This window comes from Desulfatiglans parachlorophenolica, assembly GCF_055394735.1.
Map to the genome: position 1 here is coordinate 2,167,959 of NZ_AP042460.1, position 18,959 is coordinate 2,186,917.

Genomic DNA, 18,959 nt, shown 5'->3' on the forward strand with positions numbered 1-18,959 from the left:
ACTCGCAGGCCGTCATGGATGACGCCCTTCGGGCGCGAAGGGTGGGGAGATGTATTCTTCGATCGTTTGTGGCCCGAGTGGATGAGGAACATGGGTGAAGAGTGGACTCCGAGTGTTGACCTCAGCGAAAAGGAAGGGAAGTACACGCTCAAGGCCGAGCTTCCCGGGATGACTAAGGACGATATCAGCGTAACCTACGAAGACGGCGTTGTGACGATCACCGGAAAGAAAGAATCCAAAAAGGAAGAGGAAGGCGCCGACTACTATGTCAGGGAATCCCGTTATGGTTCCTTCAGCAGAAGTTTCCGTCTTCCCACGGCAATCGATGAAACCAAGGTGGACGCCCAATTCAAGGACGGTGTCCTGACCGTGTTCATGACGAAGAAAGAAGGCGAAAAAACCAGGAAAATCGACATTAAATAGCATAACCCATCCATCCGCCAATCCCTGATTGGTCCAAGAGGGCCAGGCCTTAGAAGGCTTGGCCTTTTTGCTTTCAGGGAAAAATCTCGAGCCGGCCGCATCCACCAGACCGAGAAGAACCATCCTGCTCGAGCGGTCAGGCGAGGGAATCCAGGCGAAAGAGGGGTTGCAATCCTGAGGCGTTTGAACTATGATTATTGAAAATTAGCCTTATTCGCTTGACCGATCAATAGCCTCCTGCCGTCGCATCTCAACGGATCCACGGCGCGGAGGCTTTGTTGCCTTTACATCCTGTTGACGGCATCCATGCGGACGAAGCATTCCAAGCCGCTGCAGGCCGCTCCCCCGGCCCGCCCTGGCGATTGAAAAACTGAGGAGATCTTTTTGCAGGCTTCCTACCGATTTTATGCAACGGCCCCGAAGGGCATGGGCAGTCTTCTCGCGGAGGAACTCAAGGGCGTCAAGGCCCGGAAGATCGTCCCTGGCCGCGCCGGAGTGGCCTTCGAGGGCCCCCTCGAAAGCGCGTACCGCGTCTGTTTGTGGTCCCGCCTGGCAAACCGCGTCCTGATGCCCATCACGAGGTTTCCAGCGGACGCGCCCGAGGCGCTTTACGACGGGATCCGAAAGATCGACTGGTCCCTGCACCTCGGGCCTTCGGACACCCTCGCGGTCGACTGCAAGGTCGAGGATTCCGCCATTACCCATTCACGTTATGCCGCCCTCAAGATCAAGGATGCCATCGTCGATCAGTTCAGGGAGGCAAGCGGCTCCCGCCCCTCGGTCGAACTGCTGCGGCCGAGCGTACGTGTCAATGCCTACATCAAGAACGACCACGTCATGGTAAGCCTCGATCTCGCAGGGTCGAGCCTCCACCTCCGGGGCTACCGCGAAGAGCACATCTTCGCCCCCATGAAGGAAAACCTGGCCGCAGCGGTGCTTGCGTTCGCGGGATGGCGGGAAATCGCCGCTCAGGGCGGCCCCCTCCTCGATCCGTTGTGCGGCTCCGGCACCCTCCTGATCGAAGGCGCCCTCATAGCGGCGGACGTGGCCCCCGGCCTTCTCAGGCCTTACTATGGGTTCCTGGGCTGGAAAGGCCACGACCCGCGCCTCTGGGAAAAATGCCTCAAAGAAGCCCGCGAAAGGCGCGAGGCTGGAATGCAGAGACTCCCTCTCCTCATCGGCTGTGACAGAGACCCGGCCGCGGTTTCGGTGAGTCTTGCCAATGCCGCCCGGGCCGGCTTTCAGGGCCGGATTCAGGTCGAAAGGAGGGAACTCACCTCCACCATCCCCCCCAAAGGGACTCCTGCGGGGCTCCTGGTCACCAACCCTCCTTACGGTGAACGTATCGGAGACGAAACCGCTTTGATCCCGCTTTACGGCGAAATCGGGCACGTTCTGAAGGAGCGGTTCGGCGGATGGAAAGCCGCTGTTTTCACGGGCAACCCACGTCTCGGCCGGGAAATCGGCATCCGCCCCGAGAAGACCCACGTTTTTTACAACGGTCCCCTGCGCTGCGAACTCCTGACCTTCGAGATCCCGCCCGGGAGCCGGGTGCGCCGCATCCCGGGAAGCGGCCCCCTCACCACCCCCCCTCAGCCGGAAACGCCCCAACCGGCCGCCCCTGAAATCGGCCCGGGCGGCGAGATGCTCGGCAACCGCCTCAAGAAGAACCTGAAGACCCTCTCCCGCTGGGCCCGGAGCGTCGGCGTCGACTGCTATCGTCTCTACGACGCCGATCTCCCGGAATACAATTTCGCTGTTGACCTTTACCGCGGGGAGACCCTCTGGGCCCACGTCCAGGAATACGAAGCCCCGCTCACGGTAAGCCCCCGCCGCGCGGAGGGGCGCCGCGCCGAAGCCTTGGCCGTCATTCCCACCGTACTCGACATCCCGGCGGACCACGTCTTCTTCAAGGTCCGACAGCGTCAGAGAGGGGCCAGGCAGTATGGGAAACAGGACGACCGAGGCCGTTTCTACATCGTCAAGGAGGGCCCGTGCCGTTTCTGGGTGAACCTGACCGATTACCTCGACACGGGGCTTTTCCTGGACCACCGCATTACCCGGGACCTCATACGAACCATGGCCGGCGGAAAACGCTTCCTGAACCTCTTCGGGTACACCGGAACCGCCACCGTCCATGCGCTCATGGGCGGCGCCCGAAGCACCACGACGGTGGACCTGTCCGCCACCTATCTCGACTGGGCGAGGCGCAACATCGAACTGAACGGATTCAACATGGAAGAACAGGAATTGATCCAGGCCGACTGCCTTCAATGGCTTGCCGAGGCATCGGCGGAGAATCCGCCCTCACGTCAATACGATCTGATCTTCCTCGATGCCCCCACCTTCTCCAATTCCAAGCGGATGGAGGAGACCTTCGACATCCAGCGCGACCATCCGGAGTTGCTCGCCCACGCCCTCAAACTGCTCGCCCCGGAAGGAGACCTGATCTTTTCCACCAACCGGCGGAGCTTCAAACTGAGTGATCAGCCTTTTGGCCCCTGCAGCATCAAGGACATCACCCGGGCCACCCTGCCGAAGGATTTTTCGAGGCACGAAAACATCCACCACTGCTGGCAGTTGACGAAGAAGCCGGCTTGAATCCCGAGCGACAGGAGGAACGGATGCCTGAACTCTTCGAAACCACGACCATTGCAGGGTTTAGCCTTGGCAACCGCTTCGTGCGCTCCGCCACCTGGGAGGGCCTTGCCACCCAAACGGGCGAATGCACACCCAAACTCCTCGAAATGATGGCCGACCTGGCCGAGGGCCGCGTCGGCCTGATCATCTCGGGACACGCCTATGTCAGCCGCGAGGGGCAGGCGGGGCCCTGGCAGCTCGGCGTTCACAGCGAGGACATGCTTCCGGGCCTGAAGGGCATGGCCGAGGCCGTCCACAAGGCGCGCGGGGCCATCTTCCTGCAGTTGGCCCACGCCGGAAACCAGGCCGCCACCTCCTCGAGCGGTCTCCCGTCGATCGGCCCGAGCCCCTTCGCCCCTCCCAAGAGTGAAACCTGCCGGGAAACGAGCCCCGCCGACATCGCAGCCGTCGTGGGGGCCTTTGCCGAGGCCGCAGATCGAGCCAAACGGGCCGGCTTCGACGGTGTCCAGATCCACGCCGCCCACGGATACCTGTTGAGTCAATTTCTCTCCCCTTACTTCAATAAGCGCACGGACAGCTATGGGGGGGCCATCGAAAACCGCTCCCGCCTCCTCATCGAAGTCTACAAAGCCATCCGACACGCTGTCGGGGAGGCTTTTCCCGTCACGGTCAAGCTGAACTCCGAGGATTTTCTTGAGCCGGGCCTCACGCAGGACGACATGCTCCAGGTATGCGTCAACCTCGAGGCCTTGGGGATCGATGCCATAGAGTTGAGCGGCGGCACCGGTTTTTCGGGGAAATACCACCCCATTCGGCGCGGCACGATCGAAGGGCCGGAGGCGGAAGGCTACTATCTCGAGGCCGCCCGCCGCTTCAAGGCACGGATCGAGACACCGCTGATGCTCGTCGGGGGGATTCGCTCCTACGAAACGGCCGAAAAACTCGTGCAGGAAGGCACTGCCGACTACATCTCTCTATGCCGCCCGCTTATCCGCGAGCCTCACCTCATCGAGCGCTGGATGGAAGGGGACAGACGCCCATCCACGTGCCTTTCGGAGAACCTGTGCCTCAGGGCCACCCGAATGGGTGAAGGGCTTCATTGCGTTGTTGAAAGATCCCTGCAGGAGAAGGAGGTCTGATCATCCCGGCCCGTGTTCGAATCCGGCGGCCAGGAAGGCGAGGATCCCTTTCCGAACGATCATGACCGCAATGGCGGCCAGGAGCAGGCTCGAGATCTTCGAGGCCGTCCGAGCCCCCGCCTGCCCGAGGAGACGGTTGATCTCGGGAGCGAACCAGAAAACCGCACCGGCCAGACAGATGTTGCTCACCAGCGCCAGGGCCGTCAGCAGGGCGCCGTACTCGTTGCTGAGGAGGACGGTGGTGGTGAGCACGGCCGGTCCGGCGATCAGGGGCACGCCAAGGGGAACCGCCCCGAGGCTCTCCCCGTCCGTCTTGCGCAGACGCTTTTTCGTGGTCAGCAGATCGCTCAGGGAGATGGCGAAGAGCAGGACCCCGCCCGCCACCATGAAATCTGCAACGGTGATACCGAGAAGTCGCATAAGGGCGTTTCCGCCGCCAAGGAAACCCAGCGCGACCAAAGCGGCGGTGATGACCGACTGCCGGACGGTGCGCCGGATCTCCTTTTCCCCCATCCCTTCGGTAAGCCCTAGAAATATGGGAAAAAGCCCAATGGCGTCAACCGCCACGAACAGTGGAACGAAACAGAGCCAGAACGCCATCATGTCTGAACGTCCTTTCCGCTGCGCCTTCGGTGCCTGATTGTAAAACACTGTGGCGACACCTACCGAAATCCAGTGTGACACAGAAAGGCCTTCTTTTCAATGCCTGTGGATCTCATCCCCGTTTTGACAGCGAAGAGGGCGACTGACCGTTCCCCTGGTCCCAGACCCTCCGGTCGCCGCGGCAAAGGCCACCTTACAGGAGGAAGCGGCCTCTGCCGCGGTCGCCCTGCTCTAAAGCAAAACGGCGCTGGTTTGTGAAAACCAGCGCCGTTTCTTGTCTATCACAAGTCCGCCCGGCAATCTTCTACGCACCCTCGATCAGCACGATGCCCAAGCCGCGAAGTTCTCCCTTGACAGCAGTCCGATGGGATCCTTCAGGTATTCCCGAGAAACACACAGCCACTCTCGCACATGGGACACACGGACAGCCGTCCGAACCTGCCGTCGCATGAAGCGGCTCATGGACCCCCGGGAAAGATCGGGCATTCCGCGCCGGCAAACCGGACGCGTACCCCACTACCGGGCCTTTCATCGGAAGCGCAGTATAACAGGCACAAAACAGACCTGATTTAAACCCTTCGCTTGCCCGTGCAGGCAATAAATCCGCCCTTTTCACAGTATGAAGGAAATCGGCCCCCATGCCTCGTGCAATCGAAGGCCGGATCGATCAGGCCTTTTTGTTCTTGGCCCGAAATTTCTTCAGCCGCTCCCCCAGGCCCAGATCCTTCGCCGTCTTTCTGCGTTTCGCGGTCAAGCTCTTGGCAGCCAACGCCTGCCGGGCCGGGAAACCCCACTTCTTGCGGTACTCTTTGGCATCCAAACCGTGATCCTTCAAATGCCGGTTGGTGATCTGCTTGAACTCCTTCCCGCACTCGAGGCAAATAACCTTATTCCGCTGAATGGATTTCTTGGGATCCATTCCCTCGAACGGGACTGCCGCCTCTCTCTCCGCAAATACCGATACCTCGGAGGCAGCACCCTGCTCAGTGGATTCCATGTCTTTCAAGACGCTGAAGGTCTTTCTAAGAAAGTCCTGGATCTCCTCTGCCGACATTGTTGCATGGGATGACTGCGCGGTCGCAATATCGACCGCCATCTCGGTGAGTGTTTTTGACATACTAAAGTCCTCCTTTCAGTTAGCCGCTGGTGTTAATTTCATAATAGGCATTTCTTAGAACGATAATCAATAATCATGTATGAGTCAATACATTTGTTCCATGTCGAAGCTAAAAAATTCACTACCGATCCAAAAATCCCATTCCAATTTCTGAAAGGCTTTCACCGATCCACTATTATTACCGCGCCGGCATCCTGCCCCTTCCATACAGATTCAAATGTTCAAAATCTGAACAATATATCCGAAATCTGTGAATTCCCCCTGCCGGCAACCTTCGACCAAGCTGTGTATCCCAGCATTCGGAAAACGCAGACGAGCTATTTCATCAATCGATATCAAGAGTCGAAGCTTGTCTGCAGCGGATCTCTCATTTCCACTTGCACGCGGGCATCCCCGCAACAACGCAAAAAAAGATTCCTGAGAACCTGTCCGGATTGTTATAATACCTCTGGCAGGATAAAAACAAGGGTTAGGAGAAACCGTTTTATCCTTCCAAATGTGACCGATCCGACTCCCTTAGAATTTCTGTCGGCCGATCCCCGGGCGATTCCGTCAACCCTCGACTCCATTCGTCCCGTCGACCCGAAAACTGACGCCATGAAGATACCCTCTGGCGCGTCTATCCGGAAAGGTTCCATTGCTGCGGATATGTCGTATCCGGGCCGCCCTCCGCGACGTTCCCCGCACATTCGGCCCTTGCAGCGATTCGACATTCTCTGCACCGGCCTAATCGGGCCCCTCTCCCGCGCGCTTGGGGTTCGAAGGCGTAGCGGTCGGGAAAAGCCCTCATTCCCTTTCAAGGGGGGCCGCAATGGTTGATCGAACGAAAGAAGAGAACAGCAGGAGGAAGGCATGAAAGGCATTCTAGTGCGATGGCTGGTGCTCACCACGGCGATTCTCGTGACCGCTTATCTGATCGAAGGCATCCATGTAAGCGGGTTTTTCAGTGCCTTTCTGACGGCGGCGGTTCTCGGCATCCTGAATGCCTTCCTCCGCCCTCTCCTGATTCTTTTGACACTACCCATCAATGTGCTTACCCTTGGACTTTTCACCTTCGTCATCAATGCTTTTCTGTTGATGATGGCTTCCGGAGCCGTTTCTGGTTTTGTCGTCGAAAGTTTTGGATATGCGCTGCTCGGTTCAATGATCATCAGCATCTTCAATTGGGCGTTGAGCAGTTTCATCAATGACCAGGGACAGGTCACCACAATCGAAATGCGCAGACGGGATGGTGATCGTTGGGAATAGCACTTGAGCCGTATCACTGCGCACAAAGGAGGAACACCTGTTATGCCACAGAGAAAACCCGACCCCCCCGAAACAGGAAATACCATATCCTGGGATCCCTACGGCCGACCTATCGTCCCGGACAACCCCGTCATCCCCTTCATCGAAGGAGACGGCACCGGCCCCGACATCTGGCGCGCTGCGCGGCCGGTTTTCGATACAGCGGTCCGGAAGGCCTATGGCGGCAAAAAAAAGATCCTCTGGCTGGAACTCCTGGCAGGCGCTAAGGCGCAGGATGCCCTCGGCCCAGATTGCCTCCTGCCCGATGAAACCCTCGAGGCCCTGGCCCGATACGGGATTGCCATCAAGGGACCCCTCACGACCCCGGTCGGCGGCGGATTCCGCTCCCTGAACGTCACCCTTCGCCAAAGGCTCGATCTGTATGCCTGCATCCGACCCGTTCGCTACGTGCCCGGGATCCCGGCCCCCGTCCGGCACCCTGAAAGGGTCGATCTGGTGATCTTCCGGGAAAACACGGAGGATGTATACGCCGGTGTCGAATGGGAAGCGGAATCGCCGGCCGCCCGCGAGATCCTCGAACAGATCAATGCCAGACTCTCATCGGAAGGCAAGCCACCTCTGCCGATCGAAAGCGCCGTCGGCATCAAGCCCATGAGCCGCCGCAACACGCGGCGTCTCGTCGCGAGGGCGATCCAATACGCCCTCGATCATCATTATGACAGCGTCACCCTGGTGCACAAGGGCAACATCATGAAGTACACCGAGGGGGCCTTCCGTGACTGGGGCTACGAGACAGCGCGTGAGCTGTTCGGTGAGCGCACCCTCACCGAAACAGAGCTTTTCGAGGGCTTCGGCGGCCGGATGCCGCCCGGCAGGATCGTGATCAAGGACCGGATTGCGGATGCCATGTTCCAGCAACTGCTGCTGCGGCCGGAAGAATACGGCGTGCTGGCGACACCGAACCTGAACGGGGATTATTTATCGGATGCCGCAGCGGCGCAGGTGGGAGGGCTCGGCATGGCCCCAGGCGCCAATATCGGAGACCGGTGTGCGGTGTTCGAGGCGACGCACGGATCGGCCCCGAAGTACGCGGGGATGGATAAAGTCAATCCTGGCTCATTGATACTCTCAGGCGTCGAGATGCTCCGTTTCATGGGCTGGGAAGAGGCGGGTGACCTCATCGTGAAGGCCCTTCAGGACACCATAGCGGACGGCATCGTGACCTATGACCTTGCCCGCCAGATGGAAAACGTAAAAGAGGTCTCCTGCTCGGCCTTCGGCGCTGCGATCCAGAGCCGCATGCGTTAGGCCATTCCCGCCTTCGGCCCCCGCCGGCGGCGGCCGGCCCCGAACACCCCGGCCTCCCGCACAATCCCGTCGCGCCCTCCATCGATGGATCCGGCACCGGGCCCGACATCCGCGGCGCAGCGAGTCAGAGAGGGTTTTCTCTGACGGCGCCGGCGCGCTTCAGATGGACCTGGATAGCCATCAGGGCCGCTGGGGTTACGCCGGATATGCGCGATGCCTGCCCCATGGATGATGGACGGACGCGGGCCAGTTTTTCGCGCACTTCCGTCGTAAGCCCATGAACCGCGCGGTAATCCAGGTCCTCCGGCAGGCGGGAGTTTTCCATCTTCCGGAGCCTTTCGACCTGCTGCTCCTGCCGTTCGATATATCCTTCATATTTGACGCGCGTCTCGACCTCGATGGCGATCGCCTCCTCGACCCCGGCAAGCCCCGGGTCGAAGACCCGCAGATCCTGGAAGACGACCTCGCTTCGCCGGAGCAGCTGCGCCAGGGTGATCGGATTCTTGATCGGGGCCGAACCCATCGCCCTCAGGCTCTCCTGGATGGAAGGCCCCGGCTTCAGCATCACGCATTTCAGCCGCTCCAGGGTCCCTTCGATCCACTCGCGCCTGTGTCGGAAGGCGTCATACACCTCGTCGAGGACGAGACCCAAGCGCCGCCCGATCTCCGTCAGACGGAAATCGGCGTTGTCTTCGCGGAGCAGCAGCCGGTACTCCGCCCGCGAGGTGAACATCCGATAGGGTTCGCGGGTCCCCTTCGTGACCAGGTCGTCGATCAGCACGCCGGTGTAGGCCTGTTCGCGCCCGAGGATCAGAGGCTCCTCCCCGCGGACCTGCAGGACGGCGTTGATCCCCGCCATCAGCCCCTGCGCCCCCGCCTCCTCGTAGCCGGAGGTGCCGTTGATCTGTCCAGCGTGAAACAGGCCGGCGATGCGCTTGGTCTCGAGGCTCGGCTTCAACTGGATCGGATCGATGTAGTCGTATTCGATGGCATAGCCCGGCCGCAGGATCTCGGCCCGCTCGAGGCCGGGGATGGAGCGGACCATGCGCAGTTGGATGTCGATCGGCAGGCTCGTGGCGAGCCCGTTCGGGTAGACCTCGACCGTGTCGAGCCCTTCGGGCTCCAGGAAGACCTGGTGGCGCTCCTTCTCGGCGAACCGCACAACCTTGTCCTCGATCGACGGACAGTAGCGGGCCCCCACCCCCTTGATAACGCCGGAGAAAAGCGGCGAGCGGTCCAGCCCCGAACGGATGACCTCATGGGTCTCGGCCGTGGTGTAGGTCATATGGCAGGGGACCTGGGGCAGCGCGACTTCGCGGGTGCGAAAAGAAAAGGGCTTCGGAACCGGATCCCCCGGCTGCGGCGTCAGGCCCTCGTAATCGATGCTGCGCGCGTTCAGGCGGGGCGTCGTCCCGGTCTTGAGCCGGTCGACCTGGAAGCCGAGCCCCGCCAACTGCTCCGAAAGCTTCAGGGAGGGTGGGTCCCCCATGCGGCCGGCCGGGAAACGGTTGAGGCCGATATGGATCAGCCCCCCGAGGAAGGTGCCCGTTGTCAGAACCACCGTCCGGCCCCGGATCGCTTCGTGCAGGTGGGTCTCGATCCCCTCCACGCGCCCGTCCTTGACCAGGAGATGGTCCACCATGGCCTGGCGAACATCCAGGTTCGGCTGGCTTTCCACCACCCGTTTCATGCGCCTGCGGTAGAGGTCCCGGTCGTTCTGGGAGCGCGACCCCTGCACCGCCAGGCCCTTGCGGGTGTTGAGGCGCCGGAACTGGATCCCCGTGGCATCGGCGTTCAGGGCCATCTCCCCGCCGAGCGCATCGATCTCCTTGACCAGATGCCCTTTGGCCAGCCCGCCGATGGCCGGATTGCAGCTCATCGCGGCGACATGGTCGAGGTTGATGGTCAGAAGCAACGTGCGGTGGCCCATGCGGGCCGCGACCAACGCCGCCTCACACCCGGCATGCCCGGCCCCGACTACGATGACGTCGTATGTATCTGGATCGGATGAAAATACCACGGCCGCACCGCGAATTCAGAAGTTAATCGGGCCGACAACCGGCTTCGGCTGGAGACCCGTCAAAAAACGTCCTTCACGACGATGGTCGCCTCGCGGGCCGGCCCCACCGACACGATCGAGATGGGAACCCCGCTGATCTCCTCGATGACATTCAGATAGGCCCGCGCCTCGGGGGGCAACCGATCGAGCTTCCGAACCCCCGAGATATCCTCGCGCCATCCCGGCATCTCCCGGTAAACCGGCTGGCAGAGGGCCATCCGGCGGATGCTCGCCGGCCGGTGGTCCACGGCCTCCCCTCGGACTTCATACCCGACGCAGAGCTTGACCTTCTCGAGGCCGGTCAGGACGTCCAATTTGGTGATAGCGATGCTGCCCAGGCCGTTCAGCCGCACGGAGTCCTTCACAATTACGAGATCGAGCCATCCGCAACGCCTCCGCCTTCCCGTCGTCGCTCCGAACTCGTGCCCCTTTTCCTGAATGTAATCGCCCGTGGCATCCGACAACTCCGTTGCGAAAGGCCCCGCACCCACACGGGTGGTGTAAGCCTTGACGATCCCGATGACGTGCGTGAGCTGATTCGGCCCGATGCCGGCCCCGGCGCAGGCCGAACCCGCCACGGGGTTGGACGAGGTCACGAAGGGGTAGGTCCCGTGGTCCACGTCGAGATGGGTCCCCTGGGCGCCTTCGAAGAGGATTCGGCGCCCGGCCTTCACCGCCCGGTCGAGTTCGAGGGACACATCCGTTATATAAGGCTTCAACCGCTCCGCCATTTTGAGGTAGGCATCCACGATCGGTTCGGCCTCCAGGGCCTCGGCGTTCAGAAACCGCGTCAGGTAGAAGTTTTTCTCTTCGAGGTTGACCTTGACCTTCTCCTCGAGGACCTCCGGCTCCGTCAGATCTATGGCCCGGATGCCCGTGCGCGCCGCCTTGTCTTCATAGCAAGGGCCGATCCCCCGCCCGGTGGTCCCGATCATCGCCTTGCCCTTCCGGGCCTCGCGGGCATGATCGATCGCCCGGTGATAGGGCATGATCAGGTGCGCCTTCTCACTCAACGACAGGCGCCGCGGGGTGACGTCGATACGGGCATCTTCCAGTTTCGCCATCTCCTCGAGGAGGACCTCCGGATCCACCACGACACCGTTGCCGATCAGGCATTTCTTGTCCGGATAGAGGATGCCGGAAGGGATCAGATGAAAAATGAACTGTTTTCCTTCCACAACGAGTGTGTGCCCGGCATTGTTCCCCCCCTGAAACCGCACGACCATATCCGACTTCGCCGTCAGAAGATCGACCACCTTGCCTTTGCCTTCATCACCCCACTGGGTTCCGACTACAACCATATTGGACATCTCAGTCTTCTCCAATCGTCACAGCTGACCATTTTGACCCGGCAGCGGCCTCGCGGCCCATCCCGGCATTCCCTTGCCAGGCCGCTGGGGAGGCTTATCGGCGCATAACCGGGATACCGCCCGACCTCCATCCCATCCAGAGCGCCGGCAACGGCGCAATCCACGGGGGAACCTAGCGGAAACCTACCGGCATGTCAACCATTTTGGTCCGACGCCGTCTGCTTCGCCCCCAGCTCCGGGCCTGGTCGGGCACCACGCCGGAGGGTTCTCGACCCCGTGTGCGCACAGCAGGCCAACAAATGGATCCTGCGACGGGAAAACCCTCGACCAAAAACAGATTGCCCTTCACTCGATCGATCCTGAAATCAGGTCCCCCCAGACCTTCGAAACCCGCCGACGCGATCGGGCATGCAACCCGGCCTTCCGATTCCGGGTTGGTCTCCATCATCCGCCAAAGCCCGGACGAAGCAGGTGTGCCCTTCTTTGCGAACGGAACCTGCAGCCACTGGTTGGGCGGGCTTTCTGAGCGCATTGAAGAGACACTCCCCTCAACGATCGGGGGGTGTCACTCTCAAGATGAAAACCGAACTCCCATTTGCCTTGACATGCCAGGGCATCCTCCTATAATGGCACCCATTGATTTCCGTATTCATCCCCGGAACGATTTTATCAGGGAAATCCCATGGTTTTTTGGCGGGCCCCACTCGATGCCGACGATATCCAGGTGACGCGCGGCATCGTATACATTATCGAAGACCGGTGCAAAGGCTGCGGTTACTGCATCGAGTTCTGCCCCAAAAGAATCCTCGAATTCTCCAGGAGCTTCAACAAGAAAGGATACCACCCGCCTGTCGTATCCGACAAGGAGCAGTGCGTCAACTGCCATTTTTGCGAGATCATCTGCCCCGAATTCGCCATTTATTCGGTGGAAGCCCCGTCCTGAAACCGCCTTCACCCCGATTCCGGGTGGAGGTCCGGGGAAACCATTACAGGGAACCGAATTCATGAAACCAGCCGTTCTCACAGGTGAACACTTCATGACCGGGGACGAGGCCTGCGCCGAAGGTGCCCTGGCCGCGGGCTGCCTCTTCTTCGGGGGCTACCCGATCACACCGGCGACGGAGATTGCCGAGCACATGTCGGAGCGGCTTCCGCAGGTCGGCGGCACCTTCATCCAGATGGAGGACGAGATCGCCGCGATGGCCTCCGTCCTAGGGGCGAGCTGCGCCGGTGTCAAGAGCATGACGGCCACCTCCGGTCCGGGTTTCAGCCTGATGATGGAAAACATCGGCCTGGCGGTCTGCACCGAGACGCCCTGCGTCGTCGTCAACGTCCAGCGCGCCGGGCCATCCACGGGGCTTCCGACCCTGGGTGCCCAGGCGGACATGATGCAGGCCCGCTGGGGATCCCACGGGCACTATGAGATCATCGCCCTGGCCCCCTCCTCGCCGCAGGAGATCTTCTACCAGACCATCACGGCCTTCAATCTGGCCGAGCGTTACCGCGTCCCGGTCCTCATCATGACCGATGAATTCGTGGGGCACCTGAGCGAGCGCGTCGTCATCCCCGAACCGAAGGGTATCCACCTCGTCAGCCGCCCCGCGCCCAAAGGGCGCAAAGACCGGTTCAAGCCCTTCAGAGCGGGGCCCGACGGCATAGCACCCATGGCCTCCGCGGGTGAGGGCTACCGGATTCACGTAACGGGCCTGACACACGACGAGCGCGGCTACCCGACCATGACCGTCGAGGCCCAGGATGAAATGATCACCCGGCTGGTCGGGAAGATCCGCGACCACGAGGACGAGATCATCCTGACCGACGGGTACCGTCTGGAGGATGCCGAGATCGTCGTGGTCTCCTACGGGGTTTCGGCACGCACGGCCTACGCCGCCGTGGACGAGGCCCGCCAGTCCGGGATCAAGGCCGGCCTTTTCAGGCTGATCACCGTCTGGCCGTTCCCGGAGCGGGCCATCCGGCAGATGGCGGAGCGGGTCAAGGCCTTCGTGACCGTCGAGATCAATCTCGGGCAAATCCACCTCGAGGTCGAACGCTGCGCCGGCGGCAAGGCGGCCACCCTCCTCGTGGGACACCCCGGGGGCGCCATCATCCCTCCGGAGCGCGTCATCGAAGCCATGCAATCCGCCGTCAAAGGGGGTCAACGACCATGAAAAATGCCGCCCCTCCTCCCCCGCATCCGCTCGAGGATCTCATCCGCACCGATCGCATCCCGCACATCTGGTGTCCGGGCTGCGGCATCGGCACCGTCTTTTCCGCCTCCCTTTATGCCATGAAGACAAGCGGGATCGACCTCGAGAAGACCGTGATGGTCTCCGGGATCGGATGCTCGGGCCGAGGAGCCGGATATGTCAACCTGGACTCCTATCACACCACCCATGGACGCGCGATCCCTTTTGCCACCGGGATGAAGCTCGCAAACCCGGAACTGAACGTCGTGGTATTCAGCGGGGATGGCGACCTGTTCGCGATCGGCGGCAACCACTTCATCCATGCCGCCCGCCGCAACGTGGATCTGACCGTCATCTGCGTCAACAATTTCAACTATGGCATGACCGGCGGGCAGGTTGCCGCGACTACACCGCTGCGGGCCCGCACCACCACCACCCCGTACGGCAATCCGGAGACGCCCTTCAATCTTCCGCTCCTGGCCTACGCCTCAGGCGCGACTTACGTGGCCCGCTGGACCATCCTGCACACGAGGGATTTGACCGAATCGATCGTGGAAGCCTTGCTCCGCCCGGGCTTTTCGTTCATCGAGGTCCTGGCGCCCTGCCCCATCAACTACGGACGACGGAACAAAGAAAAGCCCCTGGAGACCCTGCGCCTTTACCAGGAGAAGACCATCGTCCGGAACGACGCGCATCCCACTGAACTCGAAGTCGACTTCGACAAGGGCGTGATCCTCGGCAAGTTTGTCGATGTCCACCGACCTACCTGCACCGATCGCTACGATCAGATCTGCCGCCCGAAGGATCTCGCAGATGCGTCTTCAGCCGAGGCCCAGGCATGATAGCGAGCGCAGGGCCGGAGGCCCCCGGGGGACCCGGCGGGCGAAAGGCCAGGCCGCAAATGAACTGCATCGAAACCCACGGGAACACCATATGAAAAAGGGCAATGCTTCAGGCGGTCAAACGGAAATCGTCTTTACCGGCTTCGGCGGCCAGGGGATCGTCCTCGCAGGGAAAATTCTCGGCCAGGCCGTAGCGCTGGGGGACCACAAGGAGAGCACCCTCGTTCAATCCTACGGTCCCGAGGCCCGCGGCGGCGCCTGCAGCGCGCAAGTCATTATCTCGGAGTGCACGATCCACTACCCCTATGTCCGGCAGGCCGACATCCTCGTCTGCATGTCCCAGGGGGGTTTTGAAAAGTTTATCGATTCCTTGACCCCGGAAGGGATCCTGATCCTCGATTCCGATCTGGTGCAGCCGCGCGGCTTCGACCGTGAACACTTCGACATCCCCGCCACGCGCCTGGCCGAGGAGGTCGGGCGCAAGATGATGGCCAACATCATCATGCTGGGGTTTTTTACCGCCGTCACCGAAACCGTCTCCTTCGAGGCGGCCTCCGGGGCCGTTGCCGCCTCGGTCCCCAAAGGAACGGAAGCCATGAACCTGAAGGCCTTTTCCAAAGGCTGCGATTACGGCCGTGCCTTGCTGAAAGGGCGCCAGAAGAAGGCCGAAGGAAAGACAGGGGCCTGATCTCATGACCAGAAGCAAAGAACGCCTTTATAAAGTCATCGTGATCGGGGCCACCCCGGCCGGCATCCTGGCGACCAACAAGCTGGCTGAAATGGGGGTGCCGGTCACGCTGGTGGACCAGGCTGCGGACCTGGACCACAAGCTTTCCTCCGAGCATTGGCGCCTGCCCTGCGGCGTGCCACTGAACTTCGCCCACCGGCCGGGGCTCCTCCGCATTCTCAGGAATCCGGCGATCCAATGCCTCCTCCCCGCCGAAGTGGTCTCCATCAAACACACGCCCCAAGGGTTCAAGGCCCATCTGCGCCTCGACGCGACGTATATCGACCCGGAGCGCTGCACCCTCTGCGGCCGCTGCGCCGATGTCTGCCCGGTCATCGCCCCGGACGGCGCGAGGCCGATCCAATTCACCGGCCGGAACATGCTCCCGGGGCGCATCCTCCTCGAGAAACGCCGGACGCCGCCCTGCCAGGGCCATTGCCCGCTCGGTGTCAACGCCCAGGCCTATATCGCCCTCGCGGCGGCAGGCCGTTATGCGGAGGCGCTCCAGATCGTGCGTGATGAAAACGTGCTCCCGGGGATCTGCGGCCGGGTGTGCACCCACCCCTGCGAGGCGGCCTGCCGCCGGGGCGAATTGGACGAATCCATCGCCATCCGCGATATCAAGCGCTTCCTCGCCGACTACGAAATCGCGCAAAGCGACGCCCCCGCGCCTCACCGGAGCGACGGGAGCCGCGGAAAGCTCGCCGTAATCGGCTCCGGACCAGCCGGTTTGGCCGCGGCCGCCGAGGCCGCCCGCCTGAACTACGCCGTAACCGTATTCGAACGCGAACCGGAGGCCGGCGGGCTTCTCCGCTATGGGATCGGCCCCCATCGCCTGCCGCGCGCCATCCTCGATCATGAACTGGAATATATCCACCGGATGGGCGTCGTCATCGAAACCGACCACGCCGTGGTGATCGAGCGCGACCTCGATGGCCTCCGCGCGGCCTTCGACGGTGTCATCCTCGCCACGGGGTCCTGGAAGGACCGGAGCCTCGGCGTGCCGGGGGAAGACCTCGAGGGGGTCGAAGGCTGCCTTGCATTTCTCGAGAGGATCTACCGGGGCGGGATCACGGCCCTCGATGAACGGACAGCCGTCGTGGGCGACGGCAATGCGGCCTTCGATCTGGCGAGGGTGCTCCGCCGGATGGGTGCCGAGGTCGTCTTGCTCTCCTGGTTCCCGAAAGAACTCATCCCGGCCGACCCGCGCGAGGTCGATGCAGCCGTCGAGGAGGGCGTCCGCATCATGGACCGCCTCCAGGTAACGGCATTCGAAGGCAGCGACGGGCGGCTGCGCGTGCTCCACTGCCGTCCCACCGAACCAGGGAAACCGGACCCGGAGGGCATCCCGTGGCCGGTCATCGTCCCGGGTTCGGAACCGGTCCTCCTCCCGTTCGACAGGGCCTTCGTCGCCATCGGACAGAAAGGGGCCTTCCCCGCCCTCCAAGCGACGGTCAGCCAAGGTGTCGGCGCCCCCGCCTTCGTCGAGACGACGCCCGCCGGTCTGATCACCGCAGACCCCTCCGGCCGCACATCGATCGCCCGCGTGTATGCCGCCGGAGATGCCGTCTCCAGCCCCGGATCGGTCGTGTCCGCTATGGCCGCCGGCAAAACGGCCGCGAGAACCCTTCACCTCGATCTGGGCGGCGGGGACCCCGTCCCGCACAGGACGGAGCGCCCAGCGGACCGGGACTACCGGCCCATCCCCGCCGAGATCCCTTCGCTTGCCAGGCCCACCATGCCGGAGAGGCAGCCGGCCGCCCGCAGCACGAATTTCGAGGAGGTGGCGCTGGGCCTTACGGTCGAACAGGTGGCCTCCGAGGCCGGCCGGTGCCTCCAGTGCGGTCTTTGTTCGGAGTGCCTCCTCTGCACGGAGGCGTGCCGGGGGATCGACGCAATCCGGCACGACCAGACTGCCGAGGACCGGGTCGAACAGGCCGGCGCGGTGATCATCGCCGACCCCGACATGGCGCCCGATGTCAAGGGCCTGGACGTCATCCGGGCTTACGGCCCGAAGTCGGCGCGTCCGAACGTCTTCGACATGATGACCCGGGGCTTCGATGCCGCCGCCCAGACCGTTATCCTGCTGAGCGGTTCAGCCCGCTCCCTCAGAGGGCGGGGACTGAGCTTCTCGCCTCCCGACCCGGAACTCGCGCGCGACATCCGCATCGGGGTCTTCGTCTGCCGCTGCAACGGGAGCCTCGGGTGGCTCCCGGAAATGGACCGGTACGTCCTCGAACTCCGAGAGCGCGAAAACGTCGTCTACAGCACGGTGACCGCTTCGGCCTGCATCCCGGAGGGCAGCGCGGAGATCGTCCACACCATCCGTGAAAAGGGGATCACGCGGGTCGTCCTCGCCTCGTGCGTCTGCTGCCCGCTCAACTTCGTCTGCAGCGCCTGCACGGATCAACGCAGCCGCCTCAAACAGGCCCTCTTCGACGGGACGGGGATCAGCCGTTCGATGGTCGAGACCTGCAACCTGCGCGGCGAGGCCCTGCGGTTCCTGAAGCAGAACGATCCCGAGTCCGCCCTCGAGCGCTTTCGGGGCCTCCTTGACCGATCCATCCACCGGGCGGCACGGCTCAAAGCCCTCCCGGCGCCCGCCAGGCATTACAACTTCGCGACTGCCGTCGTGGGCGAGTCCGAGGCGGCCTTTCAGAGCGCCCGGATCCTGGCCGATTCAGGCCTGGAGGTCTTCATGTTCGGGAGCATGGAAAGCCCGCTCTCGGACCGGGCCGTCCACCCGAACATTCACTGGTTCAAGGGCTCCCGCGTGACCGGTTTGACCGGGAGCCTCGGGAACTTTCAGCTCTTCGTGACCACCGACGGCTTTGAGCAGACCCTTCAGGTCGGGGCCGTCATCCTCGGCGAGAAGTCGCGCCGCATGATCCCTTATGTCCCCCAGGAGGGGCTCCCCCACCGCATCGTCCAATCCTCCATGCAGGGCGAAACCGGGGTGGACCTCCCCTTTCTCTATCCCGGAGCGACGTCCGTCTCAGGCCTCTTCCTGGCCAACCCGCCGGATATCCACGTCTCCGAGCGGAAAAAGGGGGCGGCAGCCGCCCTGCTCGCCGCAGCCGTCATGCCCCGCGGCCCCCGGGCCAGCCGCGGATACACCGTCATGGTCAACAAGGATTATTGCCGCGGATGCGGACGCTGCCTCGACGTGTGTCCGCACCAGGCCATCCATTTCGAAGCGAACCGGGCAGGCGGCCGTCATGCCGTCGTCGATGAGGCCCTGTGCAAGGGTTGCGGCTTGTGCATATCGGTCTGCCCCTCCCAGGCCGCCGACAGCCCCTATCGCGATCACGGCTACCTCGTCCAACTGCTGGAGGAGGTGCTGACACAGGAAAAAACAACCTCGGTTTAGAGCGGCGAATGCCCGCCAACGGCCGG

Annotated in this window: 14 protein-coding genes; 10 read left to right on the forward strand and 4 right to left on the reverse strand. The window is 62.4% G+C overall.

What is annotated here, in order from left to right:
* Window positions 1-90 precede the first annotated feature (90 nt).
* The 3 genes from ACZ500_RS10125 (at window position 91) to ACZ500_RS10135 (ending at window position 4,163) form a co-directional block, all read left to right on the forward strand.
* Window positions 91-423, forward strand: a complete 333-nt coding sequence (locus ACZ500_RS10125) for an Hsp20/alpha crystallin family protein (RefSeq protein WP_464232371.1) — start codon at window positions 91-93, stop codon at window positions 421-423.
* A gap of 384 nt (window positions 424-807) precedes the next feature.
* Window positions 808-3,024, forward strand: a complete 2,217-nt coding sequence (gene rlmKL / locus ACZ500_RS10130) for a bifunctional 23S rRNA (guanine(2069)-N(7))-methyltransferase RlmK/23S rRNA (guanine(2445)-N(2))-methyltransferase RlmL (RefSeq protein WP_464232372.1) — start codon at window positions 808-810, stop codon at window positions 3,022-3,024.
* 23 nt (window positions 3,025-3,047) lie between these two features.
* On the forward strand, window positions 3,048-4,163 hold the full coding sequence (locus ACZ500_RS10135; RefSeq protein WP_464232373.1) for an oxidoreductase: 1,116 nt from the start codon (window positions 3,048-3,050) through the stop codon (window positions 4,161-4,163).
* Here ACZ500_RS10135 and ACZ500_RS10140 read toward each other — a convergent pair whose 3' ends face one another.
* The gene (locus ACZ500_RS10140; RefSeq protein ID WP_464232374.1) at window positions 4,164-4,766 is read right to left on the reverse strand and encodes a MarC family protein; all 603 of its coding nucleotides are present in this window, start codon (window positions 4,764-4,766) and stop codon (window positions 4,164-4,166) included.
* Window positions 4,767-5,433: 667 nt separating this feature from the next.
* On the reverse strand, window positions 5,434-5,883 hold the full coding sequence (locus ACZ500_RS10145) for a Ros/MucR family transcriptional regulator (RefSeq protein WP_464232375.1): 450 nt from the start codon (window positions 5,881-5,883) through the stop codon (window positions 5,434-5,436).
* Window positions 5,884-6,735: 852 nt separating this feature from the next.
* On the opposite strand from ACZ500_RS10145, the gene ACZ500_RS10150 reads away from it, so the two are divergent.
* Together ACZ500_RS10150 and icd are read left to right on the forward strand one after the other, a co-directional pair.
* Window positions 6,736-7,131 (forward strand): phage holin family protein, encoded by a 396-nt coding sequence (locus ACZ500_RS10150; protein ID WP_464232376.1) that lies wholly within the window; start codon window positions 6,736-6,738, stop codon window positions 7,129-7,131.
* 42 nt (window positions 7,132-7,173) lie between these two features.
* Entirely contained in the window at window positions 7,174-8,439 is a 1,266-nt protein-coding gene (gene icd, locus ACZ500_RS10155; RefSeq protein WP_464232377.1) for an isocitrate dehydrogenase (NADP(+)), read from the forward strand.
* 124 nt (window positions 8,440-8,563) lie between these two features.
* Here the strand turns inward: icd and mnmG are convergent, their stop codons facing one another.
* Both mnmG and ACZ500_RS10165 read right to left on the reverse strand, forming a co-directional pair.
* Complete coding sequence (gene mnmG, locus ACZ500_RS10160; RefSeq protein WP_464232378.1) at window positions 8,564-10,459, reverse strand: tRNA uridine-5-carboxymethylaminomethyl(34) synthesis enzyme MnmG; 1,896 nt, start codon at window positions 10,457-10,459, stop codon at window positions 8,564-8,566.
* Window positions 10,460-10,518: 59 nt separating this feature from the next.
* Complete coding sequence (locus ACZ500_RS10165; RefSeq protein WP_464232379.1) at window positions 10,519-11,808, reverse strand: adenylosuccinate synthase; 1,290 nt, start codon at window positions 11,806-11,808, stop codon at window positions 10,519-10,521.
* 682 nt (window positions 11,809-12,490) lie between these two features.
* Here ACZ500_RS10165 and ACZ500_RS10170 point away from each other — a divergent pair.
* From ACZ500_RS10170 to ACZ500_RS10190, 5 genes are all read left to right on the forward strand, one after another.
* Window positions 12,491-12,751, forward strand: a complete 261-nt coding sequence (locus tag ACZ500_RS10170) for a 4Fe-4S dicluster domain-containing protein (protein ID WP_464232380.1) — start codon at window positions 12,491-12,493, stop codon at window positions 12,749-12,751.
* Between the two features lie 61 nt (window positions 12,752-12,812).
* Window positions 12,813-13,976 carry a 2-oxoacid:acceptor oxidoreductase subunit alpha gene (locus ACZ500_RS10175; RefSeq protein WP_464232381.1) on the forward strand — a complete coding sequence of 388 codons (1,164 nt, stop codon included), beginning with the start codon at window positions 12,813-12,815 and terminating at the stop codon, window positions 13,974-13,976.
* The gene (locus ACZ500_RS10180) at window positions 13,973-14,836 is read left to right on the forward strand and encodes a 2-oxoacid:ferredoxin oxidoreductase subunit beta (protein ID WP_464232382.1); all 864 of its coding nucleotides are present in this window, start codon (window positions 13,973-13,975) and stop codon (window positions 14,834-14,836) included. The genes ACZ500_RS10175 and ACZ500_RS10180 overlap by 4 nt, the downstream gene beginning before the upstream one ends.
* A gap of 91 nt (window positions 14,837-14,927) precedes the next feature.
* Complete coding sequence (locus tag ACZ500_RS10185; RefSeq protein WP_464232383.1) at window positions 14,928-15,524, forward strand: 2-oxoacid:acceptor oxidoreductase family protein; 597 nt, start codon at window positions 14,928-14,930, stop codon at window positions 15,522-15,524.
* Between the two features lie 4 nt (window positions 15,525-15,528).
* Window positions 15,529-18,933 carry an FAD-dependent oxidoreductase gene (locus tag ACZ500_RS10190; RefSeq protein WP_464232384.1) on the forward strand — a complete coding sequence of 1,135 codons (3,405 nt, stop codon included), beginning with the start codon at window positions 15,529-15,531 and terminating at the stop codon, window positions 18,931-18,933.
* Window positions 18,934-18,959 lie beyond the last annotated feature (26 nt).

Excerpts from the sequence above, each read along its gene's own strand:
- ACZ500_RS10165 (WP_464232379.1), bottom strand. The coding sequence starts at position 11,808 with ATGTCCAATATGGTTGTAGTCGGAACCCAGTGGGGTGATGAAGGCAAA.
- ACZ500_RS10175 (WP_464232381.1), top strand. The coding sequence starts at position 12,813 with ATGAAACCAGCCGTTCTCACAGGTGAACACTTCATGACCGGGGACGAG.
- ACZ500_RS10145 (WP_464232375.1), bottom strand. The coding sequence starts at position 5,883 with ATGTCAAAAACACTCACCGAGATGGCGGTCGATATTGCGACCGCGCAG.
- icd (WP_464232377.1), top strand. The coding sequence starts at position 7,174 with ATGCCACAGAGAAAACCCGACCCCCCCGAAACAGGAAATACCATATCC.
- ACZ500_RS10190 (WP_464232384.1), top strand. The coding sequence starts at position 15,529 with ATGACCAGAAGCAAAGAACGCCTTTATAAAGTCATCGTGATCGGGGCC.
- ACZ500_RS10125 (WP_464232371.1), top strand. The coding sequence starts at position 91 with ATGGGTGAAGAGTGGACTCCGAGTGTTGACCTCAGCGAAAAGGAAGGG.
- ACZ500_RS10140 (WP_464232374.1), bottom strand. The coding sequence starts at position 4,766 with ATGATGGCGTTCTGGCTCTGTTTCGTTCCACTGTTCGTGGCGGTTGAC.
- ACZ500_RS10180 (WP_464232382.1), top strand. The coding sequence starts at position 13,973 with ATGAAAAATGCCGCCCCTCCTCCCCCGCATCCGCTCGAGGATCTCATC.
- ACZ500_RS10170 (WP_464232380.1), top strand. The coding sequence starts at position 12,491 with ATGGTTTTTTGGCGGGCCCCACTCGATGCCGACGATATCCAGGTGACG.
- ACZ500_RS10185 (WP_464232383.1), top strand. The coding sequence starts at position 14,928 with ATGAAAAAGGGCAATGCTTCAGGCGGTCAAACGGAAATCGTCTTTACC.
- ACZ500_RS10150 (WP_464232376.1), top strand. The coding sequence starts at position 6,736 with ATGAAAGGCATTCTAGTGCGATGGCTGGTGCTCACCACGGCGATTCTC.
- ACZ500_RS10135 (WP_464232373.1), top strand. The coding sequence starts at position 3,048 with ATGCCTGAACTCTTCGAAACCACGACCATTGCAGGGTTTAGCCTTGGC.